Raw genomic sequence first — 19786 nt, 5'->3', positions numbered from 1 at the left:
ACCACCGAATCCCCTCCTGACAATTCCGGCAGGATGGTCAGGCGTTCCATCCTCCCGTAACGTCTGCCATAGCGAGGGAGGAATCATGGGCAAGGGACGGGTCGAAGCATTCACCGATGGCGTCGTCGCCATCATCATCACCATCATGGTGCTGGAGCTGAAAGTGCCGCATGGCGAGGACTTTTCGGCTCTTCTGCCGCTGTGGCCGATCTTCTTCTGCTACGTATTGTCCTTCATCAATGTCGGCATCTACTGGAACAATCTGCACAACATGTTCCACACCGTGCAGCGCGTCGACGGACGTGTGCTGTGGGCCAATCTGAACCTTCTGTTCTGGCTGTCGCTGATGCCGGTGACCACTGCTTTCATGGGCGAGAACCATTTTGCGCCGGTGCCGGTCGCCGTCTACGGCATCGACCTCGTGCTCTGCGCCGTCGCCTACACCATCCTGGTCTTCAAGCTGCGCCATCTGCACGGCGCCGACACGACCTTTGCCAAGGCGGTGGGCCATGACGAGAAGGGCAAGATCTCGCTGGCGTTTTACATCGTTGCGGTCCTGCTGAGCTTCTTCAACCAGTGGATCAGCGTGGCGATCTACGTGGCGGTGGCGGCCGTCTGGTTCGCGCCGGACAAGCGCTTCGAGCGGCTGGTCGGGAAATAGCGCTTTATTTCCGCAGCGCCTGCAGCTTCTCGGCCGCCGAGGCGGCAAGGTCGGCGTAGCGTTCCTCCAGCCGTTCCGCCGCCTTGATGATCGGGAAGTCGTGGCCGAACTTCTCCAAGGCAAGCCGCAGCTTCTCGGCGAATTCCGCTTGCTTCTCCAGCGCTGAAAACAGCGTCTTCACCTGCGCTTCGTCGATGTCGGGATTGGCGAGCATCTTCGGTACCTCGCGGCCCATCTGGTCGCCGTTGGCGGTCTGCTCTTTCAGGATTCCGATCCAGTCGGTCAAATGCCGAGCTCCTTTTTGAGGACAACATGCGCGGCAGGCGCGGCACTGGTCAACCCGTAGCGGCTCTTGCCGTCAACCCGTTGCGGCTACGCCGTCAACCCGTCATGACGAACCGGCCTTGCCTCGGCGGCGCCTCGCGTTAAGTTCGGCCCGACCCGAACGAGGATGAAAATAATGACCAGCGACGCCGACATCCAGACCACCCTGCCCGCTTTCGCTTCCGGCAATGTCGCCGTCGTCACCGGCGGCGCCAGCGGCATCGGCCTTGCCGCCGCAAAACGCTTCGCCGCGATGGGCGTGAAGACCGTGCTGGCCGATATCGGCGGCGTGCGCCTCGACCAGGCGACAGAGGCTGTCGCAGCGATCGCCGGCAAGGATGCCGTCCTGCCGATCCCGACCGATGTCTCCCGGGCCGACGAGGTCGACCGGCTGGCGGATCTCGCTCACGGCGCCTTCGGCGCGGTGTCGGTGCTGATGAACAATGCCGGCGTCGGCAACAACCCGGGCAAGCCATGGGAGAACCGCGATGCCTGGAAGCGGCTGCTCGACATCAATTTCTGGGGCGTCGTGCATGGCGTCGAGGCCTTCGCGCCGCGCATGCTCGCTGCCGGAAAGCCGGGCCTGATCATCAACACCGGCTCCAAGCAGGGCATCACCACGCCGCCCGGCAATCTCGCCTACAACGTCTCCAAGGCCGGCGTGAAGACGTTTACCGAAGGGCTGGCGCATGCGCTGCGCAACGAGCCCGGGGCGAAGGTTTCGGCGCATCTGCTGATCCCAGGCTTCACCTATACCGGCCTGACCGAAGGCGCGACCGAAAAGCCCGCCGGCGCCTGGACCGGCGAGCAGGTGATCGACTTCATGCTGGCGTCGCTGTTGGACGACGACTTCTATATCCTTTGCCCCGACAACGATGTCGCGCGGCCGGTGGATGAGAAGCGCATGGCCTGGGCAATCGGCGACATCATCGAGAACCGCCCTGCTCTGTCGCGCTGGCATCCCGATCACAAGGACGCCTTCGCCGCCTTCATGAACCGCTGACATCCGCTCAAGCGGCCGCTTTCTTCTTTGAACCGTCCTTCGCCGCGACCGTCTTCTTTGCAGCGGCATCGGCGATCTTGCGATCGTCCTTGGAAGTTTTCTTGCCTGACACGGCCTTCTTGGCCGCCATCTCGGCAATCTGCCGATCATGCCGCTTGGCTGCTCGTTCGCATTTGTCGCGGATCTCCTCGACCTCCGATTCCGTCAAGTGCTCGATGCCGATGAAACGATTATGCGCGCGGCTGACCCGGATCAGCTCGTCGAGCTTGGCCTGAACTGCCGCGCCGTCACGATTCTGTGTGTTCTGAATCAGGAACACCATCAGGAAGGTGACGATGGTGGTGCCGGTGTTGATGACCAGTTGCCAGGTGTCGGAAAACCCGAAGATCGGGCCGCTTGCCGCCCATACGACCACGATCAGCACGCAGATGGCGAAGGTCGGCGGCAGGCCTGCCAGATGCGCCACCCGGTTGGCTATCGTGGTGAAAACCCTCTCGATCATGTAAGTCCTTCGAAAATCGTGGATGAGCGGACACCTGCCAAGAAACAAGCTGCCGCCGCCTCGGGTTCCCGAAGGTTGGATTTTCTTGGCTACACGCAGCCGCAATCGGACACACGCAAGAAGCGCAGCCGCGCGAAGAAACACCTTATCGATTTGTTTGCGATAGTGCCGGCGCAGGCAAAAAAGCCTGTTCCTTCCGCTTCACGGCGGTCTACCTCTAGCCCCTTCCGCCGCGCCACCCCCGCATGGCGGAAGGGGCAACAATTCCCAAGAGCAAGCGTAGCATCCAGACGGCGCCGTCATGATTCTTGACGGCGTTCCCTGTCCGTCAGTGAGTATTATCTTCCCAGCGATCGAGGAAATCCTCGATCGGCATGGCCTGCATGTCGGGAATGGCCCTGGCCAGTTTCTCTGGCGCCCAGTCCCACCAGGCGAGGTTTTCGATGCGCGCCGCGATGTCGGCTGAGAAACGCTGGCGCAAGGGCTTTGCCGGAATGCCGGCGACGATCGCGTAGGGCGCGACGTCATGCGTCACCACGGCATTGGCGCCGATGACGGCGCCGTTGCCGATCGTGACGCCCGGCATGACGACCGCGCCATGGCCGATCCAGACATCGTGGCCGACGCTGACCGATTTCCCCTGCCGCCGCGCGCGGAATTCCGTGTCGACGCCCAGCCAGCGGAAATACTCGTTCGGCCGGTAGCTGACCTTGTGCTGAGTCAGCCGCTCGATCGGGTGTTCGAGCGCGTTGATGCGGCTGTTGGCGGCGATCGAGCAGAACTTGCCGATCGTCGTGTAGATCGCTTCCGAGTGGCGCTCGAAATAGGAGAAGTCGCCGACCGTCACCTCGCGCAGGATCACCCGCTCGCCGATCGAGGCATAGCGGCCGAGCCTGCACGCCTTCAGCTCCGCGGTCGGATGAATGCGCGGCTCCGGGTCCTTGAGAACGAGGTTTTCAGGACGGTCCATGCTCGGGCTTTACGCCCGAGCGATTGCTGCCGCAAGCGGGACAGATATTCCGCTCGAACCTACTGCGGCTTGCCCTTCGTCCAGACCACGTTCTGGCCGTAGAGCGGCACGGTCGTGACCGACATCTTGGCCGAGCCATTCTGAACCTGGCGCGAATGCGACAGATAGATCAGCGTCTCGTTCTTCTTGTCATAGATGCGGTTCACCACCTGCTTCTTCCAGATCAGGCTGAGGCCCTGCTTGAACACTTCCTCGCCGCCCTCGCCCATATCTATGTCGCCGATGGTGATCGGCCCGGTCTGGCGGCACGAGATCGAGGAATCGGAGGGATCCTCGAACCAGTTGCCCTTATGCAGCCGGTCGATGATGCTACGGTCGAAATAGGCGACATGGCAGGTGACGCCGTCGACCTTCGGGTCCTTGATGGCATCGATCATGATGTCGTTGCCGACCCAGTCGACACCCACTTTGCCCACCTCGTCGGCCATGGCCGCGCCGGCGCTGAGGGTAAGACATGCGGCGAATACGCCGATCAGTTTTCGCAAAGGTTGCCTCCTCGGTTGGCGTTTGCCGATGTCAGGTGGGACAGCACCATGGCTTTTGCAAGCCGCCTGGTAAGCGCGAAGAGGCTATGCCTGGCGTAAGGCCAGCATCTGCCTGAGCACATTCGACTTGAGGACAAAATGTTGGACGAGCGCGCCGGCGGTGTGAAGCAGCACCACATAGAGAAGGACGTTCTTGCCGAGGACATGCACCAGGCCCGCGCCAGGCACCTGCAGGAACCATGCAGCGGCGCCGGAAAGCGGCACGATGAAGATGAGCGCGTAGATCACCAGATGCGTCAGCCTGGCGACCAGCCGCAGCGCCGGATGTTCCATGCCCGACACCGGTGGAACGCCGCGTGTCGCCCTCAGCCAAAGCCGCCCGGCGGCGAGAACCAGCACCGCGAGGCCGAGCACGATATGCAGATAGGCCAGCGGCCAATCGCCGGCGGCGGCCTCCTGCCCGCGGCGCAGCGCGCGCCACACATGCTCCATGCCGTCATGAGCGACGAACTGGACCAGGATGAGCGCCGCGATGCTCCAATGCAGCCATATCTGGGTCTTCGAATAGGACGATACAGGCGTGCCGGCCATCGAGTTGCTCCATCATCAAAGTCTTGTGGAAGATAGGTGGGAAGCAAAGCCGTTCAAATTGAGGATCGGTAAGGCTCCGCGCCGCGACCTGTCCAGCCGATTGCGGCAACGCGACATCTTTGAGGTAGCCTCAGCGGCATTTATGGTGGATGAAAAATCTTCAACGCCAAATCACGGCAGACTGAAATGGCCAACCAACCCTCGCCTATCATGCGGTTCATTCTCGTTGGCATTTTGGTGCTGATGGTCGCGATCACTGGCGTGATGACGTTCCAATGGTACAGGAAATTATACAGCGGCGAGCCCTTCGGCGCGCCCTTCACGCTGGTCGACCAGAAAGGCGCGCCGATCACCGAGGCGGCCTTCAGAGGCCATCCGAGCGTCGTCTTCTTCGGCTTCACCCATTGCCCGGAAGTCTGCCCGACAACCCTGTTCGAGCTGGCCGGCTGGCTGAAGACGATGGGCGACAGCGGCAAGAACCTCAATGCCTACTTCGTCACCGTCGATCCGGAGCGCGACACGCCCGAGACGATGAACACCTATGTCAGCAACTTCTCCGACCGCATCACCGGCATCACCGGCGATCCGGACAAGGTGCACGCCATGGCCAAGGCCTTCGGCATCTACTGGAAGAAGGTCGACACCGGCGACGGCGACTACACGATGGACCATACGGCTTCCGTGCTCCTGCTCAACGCCAAGGGCGATTTCGCCGGCACCATCGCCTATGGCGAGAGCGCCGACACCGCCGTCGCCAAGCTGAAGCGGTTGGCTGCCGGTGGGCAAAGCTGATGAGCCAAACAAGGCTCCATCTCACCGCCAACAAGGTCGAGGCTGACCGCATCTTCGCGGCGCTCGACACCGCCTTCGAGGACGACGGCCTGCCGATCGCCGTGCTGGAGCTCGACGAGGAAAAAGACATCCACGAAGTCTCGCTCTATGCCGACGGCGACGTCGATCCCGTCGAAGCGCGGGTCAAGGATCTCCTCGCCGGTCTCGGTCTGCCGAAACCCGTAGAGCGCGAGGTCCTTCCTGACGTGGACTGGGTGTCGCGCTCGCTGGAGGGCCTGAAGCCGGTCCGCGCCGGCCGCTTTTTCGTTCATGGTTCGCACGACCGGGCCAAACGCCACAGCGGCGATCTCGCCATCGAGATCGAGGCGGGTCTTGCCTTCGGCACCGGCCATCACGGCACGACCGCCGGCTGCCTCGAAATGTTGGAGCAGGTGGTGCTGCGCGAAAGACCGCGCAACGCGCTCGACCTCGGAACCGGCAGCGCGGTGCTGGCGATCGCGGTTGCCAAGCTCGCGCATATCCCGGTGCTGGCGACCGACATCGATCCGGTCGCCGTTCGCGTCGCCGCCGCCAATGCCCGCCTCAACCACGTCAAGGCGCTGGTCGAGACGGTGACGGCGCCCGGCTTCCATCACCCGATCTTCGCCAGGCGCGCGCCCTTCGACCTGATCGTCGCCAACATCCTGGCGCGCCCGCTGATGCGGCTCGCGCCCGAAATGGCCAAGCACATCAGGTTCGGCGGTTCGCTGGTGCTCTCCGGCATCCTCGACCGGCAACGCGACGCGGTGATCTCGGCCTATGTCGGCCAGAGTTTTCGTCACGTTCGCACGCTGCATCGCGAAGGCTGGGTGACCATCCACCTCAAGCGCTGAGGCCGGCTCGCCGGCCAGCCGCGCCTGGCATTGCCGAAATCGATTCCGGTTTTCAAGTTCATGCGCTACGGTCGCGGCAAGCCAATCGAGGGAGACGCCAGAAATGTTCCAGACCTTTGATTCCGCTGGTGATCCTGCCGTCGGTAAGCCGCGCGTGGCGCTGCTGCGGCAATGGTTGGCGGAGAACGGCCTGGACGGCTTCATCGTTCCTCGCGCGGACGAGCACCAGGGCGAGTATGTCGCCGACCGCTCGGCGCGGCTGAAATGGCTGACCGGCTTTTCCGGTTCGGCCGGCGTCGCCATCATCTTGCGCGACCGCGCCTTCATCTTCGTCGACGGCCGCTACACGCTGCAGGTGCGCAACGAGGTCGACCTGTCGATCTTCACCATCGAGAGCCTCATCGACAATCCGCCGGCCAGCTGGATCAAGGACAATCTCGGCAAGGGCGCGAGGCTCGGCTTCGATCCCTGGCTGCATACGGTCGGCGAGGTCAAGGCGCTGAAGGCATCGGCGGAGCAATCCGGCGCGACCTTGGTGCCGCTCGACAGGAACCCCATCGACATCATCTGGAAGGATCAGCCGGAGCCGCCGCGCGCGCCTGTCGAGATCCATCCGCAAAACCTCGCTGGCGAACTCGCCAAGGACAAGTTGGTGCGCCTGGCAAGCGCGATCGAGAAGGACGGCGCCACTCACGCAGTGCTGACCGATCCCTCTTCGATAGCCTGGGCCTTCAACATCCGCGGCGGCGACGTGCCGCACACGCCGCTGGCTCTGGGCTTCGCCATCCTCGCCGCCGACGGCAAGCATCAGCTGTTTATGGACCAGCGCAAATTCCCGCGCCAGGTCGCGGCCTATCTCACCCAACTCTCCGATCCGCATGATCCGGATGCGTTCGAAGGTGCAATCATCGACCTTGCAAAGGGTGGAGCCAAAATAGCGCTCGATCCGGTTCTGGCGGCGGAAAAGCTGCGCATGCTGGTCGAGGACAATGGCGGCACCGTCGTCCTGGCCGCCGATCCCGCGCGCATTCCGCGCGCGACGAAAAACCAGGCCGAGATCGCCGGCAGCCGCGCAGCGCATCGTCGCGACGGCGCCGCGGTAGCCAAGCTGCTTTGCTGGCTCGACCGCCAGCAGCCTGGCTCGCTGGACGAAATCGCCGTGGTCACCAAGCTCGAGGAGATGCGCCGGCGGACCGGCGAGGAAACGCAGATGCCACTGCGCGACGTCTCCTTCGACACCATTTCCGGCGCCGGCCCGAACGGCGCGATCATGCATTATCGCGTCTCGCGCGCCACCAGCCGCAAGCTTGAAAGCGGCGAGCTGTTCCTGCTCGATTCCGGCGGCCAATACCAGGACGGCACCACCGATATCACCCGCACCGTGCCGATCGGCGAGCCGACCGAAGAGATGCGCGAGCGCTTCACCCTGGTGTTGAAGGGCATGATCGGTATATCGACGCTGCGTTTCCCCGCCGGCACGCGCGGCTCGGAAATCGACGCCATCGCCCGCATGGCGCTGTGGAAGCACGGCTGCGACTTCGCCCACGGCACCGGCCACGGCGTCGGCTCCTACCTCGCCGTGCATGAAGGTCCGCAGCGCATCGCCCGCACCGGCACCGAGAAACTGCTTGCCGGCATGATGCTGTCCAACGAGCCGGGCTACTACAAGGAAGGCGCCTACGGCATTCGCATCGAGAACCTGATCCTGGTCACGCCGGCGGAGCAAATCGAAGGCGGCGACATCGCCATGCATGGCTTCGAGACGCTGACGCTGGCGCCGATCGACAAGCGGCTCATCCGCAGCGACCTGCTGCACCGGGACGAGTTGCAGTGGCTAGACCGCTATCACGCCTGGGTGCTGGCCGAGATCGGCCCGATGGTCGACGGCGAAACGCTGGCCTGGCTGGAGAAGGCGACGGCACCGCTGCCGCACGACGCGAAGATTTGAGAGTAGCTTCTTTCTCGCCGTTTACGGGCCACGCCATACACACATCTTCTGTGACTGGCGTGACTGATAGACCGACGGCTTGATTGCCAGGTGGTTCCCCCAATCCGTCGCTGCTTCGCAGCGCCACCTTTCCCCCCTCCGGAGGGAAAGGAAGGGAGCCCTGCTGGACGAGCGTTGACGGCAAAAAGCTTGGCGCCTTTCCTCTACCCCGTCGATCGGGGGAGAGGTGTCTCGGCGAAGCCGAGACGGAGTGGGGGTCGACCAGCGGCGCCTACTGTTCGAAACTATCGTCAGGCAGGATTCCTACCCCACAAATTGCCGCGCCAGTATCAACATCGCCGCGCCAGCCAAAAACATCGCCATCAAGCCGCCGCGCAGCGACACCAGCACGGTGACGATCAGCGCCGCCCATTCCGCCGGTCCTGCATGCAGCAGCTCCGGCGCGACCAGCGTCGTGAGCACTGCCGCCGGCACGGCGTTGAGGCCGGCCTCGACGCGCGGATGGATGGTGTCGAAGCGCGAGATGACGAGGTGGCCGCCGACCCGGGTAAAGTAGGTGGTGACAGCGCCGGCAAGGATGATCCAGAAGGTCGTGCTCATGGCCGCTTGCCCACGCCGCTGTGATGCGGTGGCAGGATCATTGCGAGCAGCACGCCGGCAATGGCGCCGATGGAGACATGCCAAGGCGAGCCGACGGTTCCGTAGGCAATGATGGAGGCAATGGCGCTCGCCAGAACCACGGGCAGCCACAATGGCCGCTTGCGGAAGCCGAGCACCAGGCCGAGGAAATAGATCGGCAGCAGGAAATCGATGCCTAGCGCGTGCGTATCGGGAATGAGCCTGCCGAAGACGGCGCCGAGCCCGCTTTCGATCACCCAGAACACGTAGACCGGCAGGCCAAGGCCGAGATACCAGGCAAAGCCGACGGGCTGGCCGGACTGCGCCCTCGCCTCGGCGACCGCGTATTGCGGATCGGTCATGATGAAATAGCCCAGCGCCTGCTGCAGCACTGGCCAATGCGCGATGCGCCGGCCGAGGCCGGCCGAATAGAGCACATGGCGGAAATTCACCGCGAAGATCGACAGCACGACCAGCCAGGGCGCGACATGCTGGCCGAACAGTTCGATGCCGACCATCTGGCTGGCGCCGCCGAAGATCAGTGCGCTCATCAGGAAGGCTTCGAGGACGGAAAAACCGTTGTCGACGGCCAAAGCCCCGAACAAGATCGCGAATGGCGCCGAGGCGACGACGACCGGCATCGACAATCGCACGCCGTCCCAGAAATCGCCGCCGGTTCTGCCCTCAGAGATTGCTTCCGCCGTCATCATCCACTCCTAATGCATGTCGCCCAGAGTATGCAGCGGTTCTGGGACAACGACATGCATCAACAAAAGACTTAAAGTGCGGCGCCTGGATTCGTTCAGCGCGACGCGCTTCAAGAGCGGCCTGATTTAGGGAGCGTCGCCTTCAATGTCACACCAATTCGCTTGACCCAACGATCAGCGGAACTGATCGCCCGCGCTGTGGCCGGTGACAAATCGGGAAGCGTTCGAGAGCCTCCGCAAAGGCTGTTGCCGGATAATGGATTTTCCACCCGCCCCTATTGTCGAGCTATCAAACCCGGTGCCAAGATCAGCACAAAAGAGGGGTAATGAATGATCGTCTTTGATTTCACCGGCAGGCATGCGGTCGTCACCGGAGCGGGCGGCGGCATGGGCGAGGCGATCACGCTGGCGCTGCTCGATGCCGGCGCTTCCGTCACCGCCATCGACATCAAGTCGCGCCCCGCCTCGCTTGCCGCCTATGATGACAGGCTGACCTTCGCGCAGGGCGACCTGACCGACGCCGCTTTCGTCGAGCGGACCATCGGCGCCGCCGGCCGCGAGCGTGGCGGCATCGACTATCTCGCCAACGTCGCCGGCGTGCTTTGGTTCGGCCGCGACAAGTCGGCTCTGGAGATGGATCTCGACGTCTGGGACCAGGTCTTCAACATCAATCTGAAGTCCTTCGTGCACACGGCACGCGCGGTCGTCCCGCAAATGCGGGCCGGCGGCCGCGGCGGAGCCATGGTGCATTTCTCGACCATTCAATGGTATCGCGGCGACCCCAAGCCGCAGGACGCCTACCAGGCGTCCAAGGCGGGCGTCTGCGCGCTGTCCAAATCGCTGGCCATGCAGCTTGCCGGCGAGCGCATCCGCTCGAACGCGATCTGCCCCGGCATGGCGCTGACGCCGCTGCAGGCGCGCTGGGACACCGAGGAGAAACGTGCCGCCGTGGCGGACTACACCCCGCTCGGCCGCATCGGCACGCCGCAGGACATGGCCAATGCCGCGCTCTTCCTGCTCTCGGACGCGGCCAGCTACATCACCGGGATCGAACTCGCCGTCGACGGCGGCCTGCTGATGCGGATGTAGGCGCTTAGCCAGACCCGCAACGTCGGCGTCAGGCCTTGACGGCCGTGCCCTGGATCGCCCTGCCCCAGTCGAGCAGCGGCTTGGCACGCAAGGTGAAGTCGACGAGATCGTCGACCAGCGCCGCAGAATGGATCGTCGCGGGGTCGATGTCGTGCCGGACCACGAAATGCCGGTTGCGCACCGCCTGGGCGAGGTCGTCGTCGCCAACGTCCTCGAAGCCGCGCGGCGGCCGCTTCAGCCGATCCTCCGGATCGAGCTCCAGGTCGGCCTTTTTGAGCGAAGTGACCATGCCACGGAACGCGGCCGGTTTGGTCACGATCGCCTTGCGCATCGCCTGCAGCAGTTCGGGCGCAGGCTGCCACCAGGCGACGCCGGCAAAGCAGCGTTCCAGCCCGATATGCACATAGAAGACGCCTTGCGACATCTTGGTGCCGTCAGGCGAGAGGATCGCCGACAGATGCCGGTTGTAGGGTCGCTTGTCCTTGGCAAAGCGCACGTCGCGATTGATGCGGAATAGTGATTTCTTGCGGTCGCCACGCAAGCCGAGCTTCGCCGCCTCGAAGCGCTCGCTAAGCGTCTCGACGAGATCGCAGAACGGCCCGTGCAGTTCGCGGTCGAAGAGGTCGCGGTTCTCCTGGAACCACTCACGGCTCTGGTGGAAGTCGAGCGCCTTGAAGAACGGGATGGCTTTTGAGCCGAACCCTTTGAACGTACTGGCCATCACGCCTTGCCGACCCGCTGCAGCCAGGTATCCTCGTCGATGACTTCGACGCCGAGTTCACCGGCAAGTTTCAGTTTGGAACCCGCTCCCGGCCCGGCCACCAGCAGATCGGTCTTGGCCGACACCGAGCCCGCCACCTTGGCGCCGAGCCGTTCCGCCATTGCCTTGGCCTCGGACCGCGTCATCTTTTCCAGCGTGCCGGTGAAGACGATGGTCTTGCCGGCAACCTCGCTGTCGTCCGAGATTTCCATGACATAGGGCTTCGGGTGAACCTGCGCGAGCAAGGCGTCCAGCACGTCGTCATTGCGCTCATTGCCGAAGAAGTCGCGCAACGCGTTGATTACCGTGTCGCCGATGCCGTTGATCGACGGGAACACCGTGTGCGGATCTTCCGCCTTTGCCGTCTCCTTGCCGACGCCGATCAGCTCCTCGATGGTCGAGAACTGGCGGGCAAGCACAGCGGCCGTCGTCTCGCCGATATGGCGGATGCCGAGCGCGAAGATGAAGCGGTCGAGCTCCGGCTCGCGGCGCGCGTCGATGGCCGCGAACAATTTGTCGAGGCCTTCATAGTTGCGCTCCTCGACGCCGCGCACATTCTTGCGCGTCTTGCCCGATGCTTCCTCGCGCAGCCGCGCCTGTTCCTCGCGCCGCTCGGCCAAGGCCCTGGTGACGGCCGGCCGGCGATCCCTCAGCGTGAAGATATCGGCGGCGGTCTTCACCAGCCCGGAGTTGAAGAAGAGGTCGATGTTTTCGGCGCCCAGGCCTTCGATGTCGAGCGCGCCGCGCGACACGAAATGGCGCAGCCTTTCGATGGCCTGGGCGGCGCAGATCAGCTCACCCGTGCAGCGGCGCCGCGAATCCTCCTTGCCGGTCTTCTCGTTGATCTCGCGCGTCGCCGGCGAGCCGCAGACCGGGCAGCTATGCGGGAATTCGTAAGGCACGGCAGCAGCCGGCCGCTTGTCGACGACGACGCTGACGATCTGTGGGATGACGTCCCCAGCCCGCTGGATGACCACCGTATCGCCGATGCGCACGTCGATGCCGTCGCGGATCGGCTGGCCGTTGCTGTCGAAGCCCTTGATGTAATCCTCGTTGTGAAGCGTGACGTTCTCCACCACCACGCCCCCGACCGTGATCGGCGCCAGCCGCGCCACCGGCGCCAGCGTGCCGGTGCGGCCGACCTGGATGTCGATCTTCTCGACCGTCGTCATCGCCTGCTCGGCCGGGAATTTGTGGGCGACCGCCCAGCGCGGCTCGCCGGTGACGAAGCCCCAGCGGCGCTGCAGCTCGAGCTGATCGACTTTGTAGACGACGCCGTCGATGTCGTAGCCGAGCGAGGAACGCTGCTCCTCTATCCGGTGATATTGATCGATCAGGTCCTCGACCGATCGCGCCCGCACCATCAGCGGACTGATCTTGAAGCCCCATTCGCCGAATTTCCGCACCGCTTCGAACTGTGTCGGCGCGGGGTCCGCTGTCGTGTAGCCCCAGGCATAGGCGAAGAATTTCAGGTTGCGGCTGGCGGTGACCGACGGATCCTTCTGGCGCAGCGAGCCTGCCGCGGTGTTGCGCGGATTGACGTAATCCTGACCGCCGACCGCCGCCGAGCGCTGCTTCAGCGCCTCGAATTCTGCATAGGTCATGTAGACCTCGCCGCGGATTTCGATCGTTTCCGGCCAGCCCGAGCCCTTCAGCGTCTTCGGGATGTCGACAATGGTCTTCAGATTGGCGGTGATGTCCTCGCCGACGGCACCGTCGCCGCGCGTCGCGCCCTGCACGAACATGCCGTTCTCGTAGCGCAGCGAGGCCGACAGCCCGTCGATCTTCGGTTCGGCGGTAAAGGCGATGTCGAGGTCCTTGTCGCGGTCGAAGAAGCGCCGCCCGCGCTCGATGAAGTCGGTGACGTCCTGGTCGGTATAGGCCTTGGCGAGGCTCAGCATCGGCACCGCATGCCGCACCTTGGCAAAGCCTTCCGCCGGCGGCGCGCCGACCCGCCGCGACGGCGAATCGTCACGAAGGAGGTCGGGGAAACGCTCTTCGATGGCGAGGTTGCGTCTTGCCAGCGCGTCATATTCGGCGTCCGAGATCGTCGGCGCGTCCTCGGTGTGATAGCGCCGGTCGTGCTCGGCGATCTCCGCCGCGAGCCGCTTAAGCTCCTCCGCGGCCTCGCCTTTGCTCAGCGACTCGACTGGTTTTTCCGACATGAAACGCGGTCCTCGAATTATGGCGGGCCACTATAAATCAGGATTCGCCGACATGAAGTCGGCTTGCGCAAAAATCATTCCTGAACAGCAAGATGCAGCCATCTGCTGACTCAGCCTGCCAGCGTCCAGAAATCTTAAGCGGCCGCGGTATTCTCGCGCAGCAGCCGTTCCGCGGCGGCACGCGCTTCGTCCGTGATGGTGGCGCCGGCCAGCATGCGGGCGATCTCTTCCTGGCGCGCGGCGCGGTCCATTTCGGCGATGCCGGTGGCGACGCGGTCCTTGCCGCCGGATTTCGAGATCAGGAAATGCGTTGCCGCGCGTGCCGCCACCTGCGGCGCATGCGTCACCGAAAGCACCTGCACCCGCTTCGACAGCCGCGCCAGCCGCTGGCCGATGGCGTCGGCAACCGCGCCGCCGACGCCGGTGTCGATTTCGTCGAAGACCAGGGTCGGCGCCGAGCCGCGATCGGCGAGCGCCACCTTCAGCGCCAGGAGGAAGCGAGAGAGTTCGCCGCCGGAGGCGACCTTCATCATCGGTCCCGGCCTGGTGCCCGGATTGGTCCGCACCCAGAATTCGACCTGGTCGATGCCTTCTTCCATGCGGCTTTCGGCATTGCTTACCATCTCGACGATGAACTCGGCCCGTTCGAGCTTGAGCGCCGGCAGTTCCGCCATCACCGCCTTGGTCAGGCCCGCCGCCGCCGCATGGCGCAGCGACGAGAGCTGTGCCGCTGAAATATCATAGGCCTCGCGCCCGGCGGCGGCCTGCTTTTCCAGCGCATGCAGGCGCCCTTCGCCGGCATCGAGATCGGCAAGATCGGCCACCATCGTGTCGCGCAGCTGCGCCAGATCGTCGACCGGGACATTGTGCTTGCGCGAAACGGCGCGCAGCGCAAACAGCCGCTCTTCCGCCTTCTCCAGCCGCTGCGGATCATATTCGGTGGCGCGAAGCGCTGCTTCGACGCCGGACTGCGCCGCATCGAGCGAGATCATCGCCTCGTCGAGCGATTTCACCACATCGTCGAGCAGGCCCGGCGCTTCGCCCGCCTTGCGCTGCAGCCGCCGCAGCAGGCTGGCAAGCTGCGGCAAGGGCGAGGACGGCCCGGACAGCGCATCCTGCGCGTCATGGATTTCAGCGGCGATCTTTTCGACGCGCATCATCTGCGCGCGCAGGTCCGCAAGCTCCGTTTCCTCGCCCGGCTGCGGGTCGAGCTTGGCGAGTTCGGCGACGGAGGCGCGCAGATAGTCGGCCTCGCGCGCCGCCGCCTCGACCTTGGCGCGGTGCCGGGAGAGCTCCTGCTCGCAGTTTCGCCAGTAGCGCCAGGCTTCACCCGTACCGCGCACGGCGCCCAGGTGGCCGCCGAAACTGTCCAGCAATTCGCGATGCGCGCCGGGGTCGACCAGCGCGCGCTCGTCATGCTGGCCATGGATCTCGACCAGCGCGCGACCGACATCGCGCATCAGCGTGACGCTGGAGGGCTGGTCGTTGACGAAGACGCGCGTGCGGCCGTCGGCCGTCTGTACGCGGCGCAGGATGATGTCGCCATCATCCTCGATGGCATTCTCGGCAAGCAGCGCGCGCGCCGGATGGTTGCGCGGCACGTCGAACACTGCGATCACCTGCCCTTGCGCGGCGCCATGGCGGACGAGCGAGGCATCGCCGCGCGCGCCGAGCGCCAGCGACAAAGCATCGAGCAGGATGGATTTGCCGGCGCCGGTCTCGCCGGTCAGCACCGAAAGGCCAGGCAGGAAGTCGATGTCCAGCTTCTCGATCAGGACGATATCGCGGATCGATAGTCTGGACAGCATCGGGAACCCGGACCTATTGCATGTCGCCCAAATTGGACCCGGTTTGGACAACGACACGCGCAAAAGACAAGACACGTAGAGCGCGTCGCATCGGCCCGTTCAAGCGCGACACCTCAAGTGGCATGCGACCATAGGGAGTCGCAGCGCCGCACTATCTTTTTGTTTTTGCGCCGGATCAATCCGAAAAGCGCGACATACGCCTCAGCCAGTCCGCAAGCTTCAGGCGCCGGTGATCAGCTTTCCGGCCTTGGATATCCACGACCCGGCATTTTCGCGCGGCGCAAGCCCGTTGCTCTGCAGGAGCTTGTAGGAATCCTTGTACCACTGGCTGTCAGGATAGTTGTTGCCGAGCACCGCGGCGGCCGTCTGCGCTTCCGACGTCAGGCCCATGGCATAGTAGGACTCGGTCAGGCGCGCGAGCGCCTCCTCGACATGGCGGGTGTTGGAATAGTTCTCGACGACGGTGCGGAAGCGCTTCACGGCGGCGATGTAATCGCGGCGCTCGAGATAGTAGCGGCCGATCTGCATCTCCTTGCCGGCGAGTTGGTCGTTGGCGAAGCGGATCTTGTCCTTGGCGTCGGGGACATATTCGGAGTCCGGCCAGCGCGTCACCAGTTCCTGCATGGTCTGTATGGTCTGGCGCGCTTCCTTCTGGTCCTGGGTGACGTCCTTGATCTGCCGGTAATAGCTCAAACCGATGATGTATTGCGCGTAGGCGGCCTCGTCGGTCGACGGATAAAGCGTCAGATAGCGCTTCGCGGTGCCGATCGCCTCGTCATAGTTGCCACCGCGATAATCGGCGAAAGCGCCCATCACCATCGATTTGCGGGCGAATTCGGAATAGGGATGCTGGCGGTCGACGGCGTCGAACTTCTTGCTCGCCTCATCGAGGCGGCCGGCATTCATGTTGGCCAAGCCCTGGTTGTAGAGAACGTCGGCCGGTTCGGTCTGGTCGACGTAGGTCGCCAGGTTGACATCCTTCTCGGAAGACATGCAGGCCGACAGCACGAGCGTGGGAGCAACCACCGACAGCGCCAACAAAACACCTCGACGCGGCGCTACCGATTGACCAACTCGCGAAAAAAACATGTTTGAATTCCGCCCCTTCGGCGTCGTTTCGGTCCGGGCCGAAGCCATAAACCATTATCCCCTTGCCCGGCAACGCTATGTCCGGCCAATCGCACATTTTTGTGGCGGCTGCCGGACGCCGCGATCTGAGCGCGATTTGGTGCCCCGGTGATGTATTATTACCACACCACCCGGCCCCGGATCAAACCGGCGGCCGCGTCTTGCGATATCCTTCGCAAACCCTGCCAGAAGGTGGCAAAGGAACCGTTACATGCTGCAAGGCCTGGAAACGCCGCGGCCGAGGTCTGTGACGCGAAACCGCCTCAGATGACCCAGGGCGCGTAGACCGGCCCGCTGACGGCGATCATCTCGGCGACGCGGCCGCGCTCGCGGCGCCGCGTCTCGACGATCTCGAAAGCCGTCCGGTCGGAAAGCAGCCGGCGCAATGCCGAGGCGTTCATCCGGTGGCCGCCGCGATAGGAACGGAAGCACCCGATGAAGCGCGCGCCGGCCAATGCCAGATCGCCCATCGCATCGAGCGTCTTGTGGCGGGCGAATTCATTGGGATAGCGCAACCCCCCGACATTGATGACGCGGTTGTCGTCACCGATGACCAGCGAATTCTCCAGGGACGAGCCGAGCGCGTAGCCGGCGGCCCACAGCCGCTCGACATCCTTCATGAAGCCGAAGGTGCGGGCGCGCGCGATGTCGCGGCGGAAGATGTCGGGGTTGATGTCGGAGGCGAATTGCTGGCGGCCGATCGCCGGGCTTTCGAAATCGATCTCGACCTCGAAGCGCGTGCCGTCATAGGGGCGGAACTCCGCCCAGGACGCACCGGCTTCCACGCGCACCGGCTTGACGACGCGGATATAGCGCCGCTTCACGGCCAGCGTCTCGATGCCCGCCTGGTCGATGGCTTCGACGAAGGCCATGGCGCTGCCGTCGAGAATCGGGACTTCCGAACCGTCGATCTCGATGACGAGGTTGTCTATGCCAAGACCGAACACCGTGGCCATCAGGTGCTCGACCGTGCCGATATGCTCGCCTGCCGGATCGCCGAGCATCGTGCAAAGATCGGTGGCACCGACTTCGGCGACGAGAGCACGGAACTCGCCGCTCCCGCTGCCATTCGAAAGATGGAAGACGATACCCGTGTCGGCGTCGGCCGGCAGGAACTGAACGGTGACTGGGGTGCCGCTATGGACGCCGATGCCAGTCAGCGTCGCGCGCGATTTCACTGTCGTCTGATAGTCGTGCAAGAGTAACCCCATGCGCCCTAATGCTTGCGTCCGCTCGATCGGCCTTGGGTATCTTGCAGCCAGATGGATGGTCTGGCGCTCGCGCAAAGGCGGCAAAATAAGCAAGAGCATGCGGCTCTTTCTGATCGGCAGGCAGTGCTACTCCCCGAATCCCGGCAAGCCGACTTTAGTCCGAGGCGAAGATAATGGCCCGCCCCGGAGACTCCAAATCACGGTTTCTTACCTCGTGTAACCACGGGAAGACGCGAGGACAGGCCCGTAACGCATTGTTTTCAATACGCTTTAAAAAGCAACAGGCAGACGATTTGTCGTCTGCCTGTTAACAACCGTTATATATCGTTAACGATCAACGGTACGTTGTATCGACGATCAGCGGCACGCTGTATCGACGATCGGCGACCTGCCGATCAAATCAGTTGGCCTGGCGGCGCAGGAACGCCGGAATCTCCAGCTGATCGTCTTCCTGGACCGTGCGGGCCTGCGGCGTCAGCCGGCCCTGCTCGTCGAGCTGGCCCCGGCGCGGCGCGTAGAGCTGCGGATCCTGGCTGGCGAGACGGCGCATTTCCGGCGCGGCCTGGCGCAGCTTCGGTTCGCGCGGCTGGGCCGGCTGGAGCCGGGCCGGCTCTTCCTCGCGGCGCGTAAGGCCGTTGGTCAGCCGCTTGATCAGCCCCATCGGACCGCTGTTCTCATGATCCGCCGGGCGGGTCTTGGCTTCGACCTCGGCCCTTACCACCGGCGGAAAATCTTCCACGCGCGGCATGCGCTGCGGCGCCGCGGCCACCGGCTGCGGCATCTCGCGCTGCGGCATCTCGCGCTGCGGCGCGGGCTGCTGCATGACCTGCTGCGGCACCACAGGCTGTGGCTGCGGCTGCGCCGGCGGAGCCTGGAAGATCTTGCTCTGCGGCCGGAAGTCGTCGACCGGGGCCTGACGCGGCTGCGCCATGGCGGCGGCGTTTGCCTCGGCAAGCTGGATTGCCTCGGCGACCGGATCGACCGCGCGGGGCTCGTAGGCCTGCTGCTGCACTGGCGCCGGGCGGATTTCAGCGGCCGGAGCCACCGGACGGGCGGCCGGCTTCTGCGGCGCGCGGATCGAGATCGGCGCCGCGGCGATTTCGGCGGCCGACTTGTCGATGCCGGTGGCGACGACCGACACGCGGATCACGCCTTCCAGCTCCTCGTCGAAAGTAGCGCCCAGGATGATGTTGGCGTCCTGGTCGACCTCCTCGCGGATGCGGGTCGCGGCTTCGTCGACTTCGAACAGGGTCAGGTCGCGGCCGCCTGTGATCGAGATCAGCAGGCCCTTGGCGCCCTTCATCGAGGTCTCGTCGAGCAGCGGGTTGGCGATCGCGGCTTCGGCCGCGGCCATCGCGCGGCCCTCGCCCGAAGCCTCGCCAGTGCCCATCATCGCCTTGCCCATCTCGCGCATCACGGAACGGACGTCGGCGAAGTCGAGGTTGATCAGGCCTTCCTTGACCATCAGGTCGGTAATGCAGGCAACGCCAGAATAGAGCACCTGGTCGGCCATGGCGAAGGCATCGGCGAAGGTGGTCTTGTCATTGGCCAGCCGGAACAGGTTCTGGTTGGGGATGACGATCAGGGTGTCGACGCATTTCTGCAATTCCTCGATGCCCATGTCGGCCGTCTTCATGCGGCGCTGGCCTTCGAAGTGGAACGGCTTGGTGACGACGCCCACGGTGAGGATGCCCTTCTCGCGCGCCGCGCGGGCAACGACCGGAGCAGCGCCCGTGCCGGTGCCGCCGCCCATGCCGGCGGTGACGAAGCACATATGGGTGTTGGACAGGTGATCGATGATCTCGTCGATGCACTCTTCCGCCGCCGCGCGGCCGACTTCCGGCTGCGAGCCGGCGCCGAGACCCTCGGTGACATGCGCGCCGAGCTGGATCAGCCGCTCGGCCTTCGACATGGTCAGCGCCTGAGCATCGGTGTTGGCCACCACGAACTCGACGCCGCGCAAGCCGGCTGTGATCATGTTGTTCACGGCATTGCCGCCGCCGCCGCCGACACCGAACACGGTGATGCGGGGCTTAAGCTCGGTGATGTCCGGCTTTTGCAGATTGATGGTCATTGTCTCCGTCCTTTGCCT

General features: G+C 64.2%; 19 protein-coding genes. 6 read left to right on the top strand and 13 right to left on the bottom strand.

The genetic code is table 11. The annotated features are described in order from the left end of the window. Positions 1-85: 85 nt before the first annotated feature. Entirely contained in the window at positions 86-661 is a 576-nt protein-coding gene (locus DPM33_RS24045) for a TMEM175 family protein (RefSeq protein WP_112099895.1), read from the top strand. Positions 662-665: 4 nt separating this feature from the next. Here the strand turns inward: DPM33_RS24045 and DPM33_RS24040 are convergent, their stop codons facing one another. Further along, positions 666-947, bottom strand: a complete 282-nt coding sequence (locus DPM33_RS24040; RefSeq protein WP_112099894.1) for a hypothetical protein — start codon at positions 945-947, stop codon at positions 666-668. A 174-nt stretch (positions 948-1121) separates the two neighbouring features. Here DPM33_RS24040 and DPM33_RS24035 point away from each other — a divergent pair, with 174 nt between their 5' ends. Continuing rightward, positions 1122-1988 carry an SDR family NAD(P)-dependent oxidoreductase gene (locus tag DPM33_RS24035; RefSeq protein WP_112099893.1) on the top strand — a complete coding sequence of 289 codons (867 nt, stop codon included), beginning with the start codon at positions 1122-1124 and terminating at the stop codon, positions 1986-1988. Positions 1989-1995: 7 nt separating this feature from the next. On the opposite strand, the gene DPM33_RS24030 is transcribed toward DPM33_RS24035, so the two are convergent. The 4 genes from DPM33_RS24030 to DPM33_RS24015 all read right to left on the bottom strand — a co-directional run bounded on the left by DPM33_RS24030 (position 1996) and on the right by DPM33_RS24015 (position 4596). Continuing rightward, a complete protein-coding gene (locus tag DPM33_RS24030; protein WP_167449197.1) occupies positions 1996-2490 on the bottom strand; it encodes a low affinity iron permease family protein in 495 nt (164 codons plus the stop codon). 328 nt (positions 2491-2818) lie between these two features. Continuing rightward, a complete protein-coding gene (locus DPM33_RS24025) occupies positions 2819-3460 on the bottom strand; it encodes a DapH/DapD/GlmU-related protein (protein WP_112099892.1) in 642 nt (213 codons plus the stop codon). A 59-nt stretch (positions 3461-3519) separates the two neighbouring features. Next, the gene (locus tag DPM33_RS24020) at positions 3520-3948 is read right to left on the bottom strand and encodes a CreA family protein (RefSeq protein ID WP_112100036.1); all 429 of its coding nucleotides are present in this window, start codon (positions 3946-3948) and stop codon (positions 3520-3522) included. A gap of 141 nt (positions 3949-4089) precedes the next feature. Continuing rightward, complete coding sequence (locus tag DPM33_RS24015) at positions 4090-4596, bottom strand: cytochrome b (protein ID WP_112099891.1); 507 nt, start codon at positions 4594-4596, stop codon at positions 4090-4092. A gap of 207 nt (positions 4597-4803) precedes the next feature. Between DPM33_RS24015 and DPM33_RS24010 the strand changes: the two genes are divergently transcribed. The 3 genes from DPM33_RS24010 (at position 4804) to DPM33_RS24000 (ending at position 8208) form a co-directional block, all read left to right on the top strand. Next, entirely contained in the window at positions 4804-5388 is a 585-nt protein-coding gene (locus DPM33_RS24010; RefSeq protein WP_112100035.1) for an SCO family protein, read from the top strand. After that, positions 5388-6260, top strand: coding sequence for a 50S ribosomal protein L11 methyltransferase (locus DPM33_RS24005; RefSeq protein WP_112099890.1), 873 nt, complete (start codon positions 5388-5390; stop codon positions 6258-6260). The genes DPM33_RS24010 and DPM33_RS24005 overlap by 1 nt, the downstream gene beginning before the upstream one ends. A 103-nt stretch (positions 6261-6363) precedes the next feature. After that, positions 6364-8208, top strand: coding sequence for an aminopeptidase P family protein (locus tag DPM33_RS24000; protein ID WP_112099889.1), 1845 nt, complete (start codon positions 6364-6366; stop codon positions 8206-8208). Between the two features lie 303 nt (positions 8209-8511). On the opposite strand, the gene DPM33_RS23995 is transcribed toward DPM33_RS24000, so the two are convergent. Next, on the bottom strand, positions 8512-8808 hold the full coding sequence (locus DPM33_RS23995) for an AzlD family protein (RefSeq protein ID WP_112099888.1): 297 nt from the start codon (positions 8806-8808) through the stop codon (positions 8512-8514). After that, complete coding sequence (locus tag DPM33_RS23990) at positions 8805-9533, bottom strand: AzlC family ABC transporter permease (protein ID WP_112100034.1); 729 nt, start codon at positions 9531-9533, stop codon at positions 8805-8807. Before DPM33_RS23990 ends, DPM33_RS23995 begins: the two co-directional genes overlap by 4 nt. 330 nt (positions 9534-9863) lie before the next feature. Between DPM33_RS23990 and DPM33_RS23985 the strand changes: the two genes are divergently transcribed. Then, positions 9864-10622 carry an SDR family NAD(P)-dependent oxidoreductase gene (locus tag DPM33_RS23985; protein WP_112099887.1) on the top strand — a complete coding sequence of 253 codons (759 nt, stop codon included), beginning with the start codon at positions 9864-9866 and terminating at the stop codon, positions 10620-10622. Between the two features lie 28 nt (positions 10623-10650). Here DPM33_RS23985 and DPM33_RS23980 read toward each other — a convergent pair whose 3' ends face one another. The 6 genes from DPM33_RS23980 to ftsZ all read right to left on the bottom strand — a co-directional run bounded on the left by DPM33_RS23980 (position 10651) and on the right by ftsZ (position 19768). Next, entirely contained in the window at positions 10651-11343 is a 693-nt protein-coding gene (locus DPM33_RS23980) for a DUF2461 domain-containing protein (protein WP_112099886.1), read from the bottom strand. Continuing rightward, on the bottom strand, positions 11343-13547 hold the full coding sequence (ligA, locus tag DPM33_RS23975) for an NAD-dependent DNA ligase LigA (protein ID WP_112099885.1): 2205 nt from the start codon (positions 13545-13547) through the stop codon (positions 11343-11345). Before ligA ends, DPM33_RS23980 begins: the two co-directional genes overlap by 1 nt. Positions 13548-13681: 134 nt before the next feature. Next, on the bottom strand, positions 13682-15355 hold the full coding sequence (recN, locus tag DPM33_RS23970; RefSeq protein ID WP_112099884.1) for a DNA repair protein RecN: 1674 nt from the start codon (positions 15353-15355) through the stop codon (positions 13682-13684). A 219-nt stretch (positions 15356-15574) separates the two neighbouring features. Continuing rightward, positions 15575-16444 (bottom strand): outer membrane protein assembly factor BamD, encoded by an 870-nt coding sequence (locus DPM33_RS23965; protein WP_112100033.1) that lies wholly within the window; start codon positions 16442-16444, stop codon positions 15575-15577. 302 nt (positions 16445-16746) lie between these two features. Beyond that, the gene (gene lpxC / locus DPM33_RS23960; protein WP_112099883.1) at positions 16747-17694 is read right to left on the bottom strand and encodes a UDP-3-O-acyl-N-acetylglucosamine deacetylase; all 948 of its coding nucleotides are present in this window, start codon (positions 17692-17694) and stop codon (positions 16747-16749) included. 400 nt (positions 17695-18094) lie between these two features. Continuing rightward, entirely contained in the window at positions 18095-19768 is a 1674-nt protein-coding gene (gene ftsZ / locus DPM33_RS23955) for a cell division protein FtsZ (protein WP_112099882.1), read from the bottom strand. Between the last annotated feature and the right edge of the window lie 18 nt (positions 19769-19786).

This window comes from Mesorhizobium hawassense (genome assembly GCF_003289945.1).
Lineage (GTDB): Bacteria > Pseudomonadota > Alphaproteobacteria > Rhizobiales > Rhizobiaceae > Mesorhizobium > Mesorhizobium hawassense.
The sequence above is the reverse complement of the archived record's forward strand: the minus strand, read 5'-3'. Positions and strand labels throughout refer to the sequence as shown.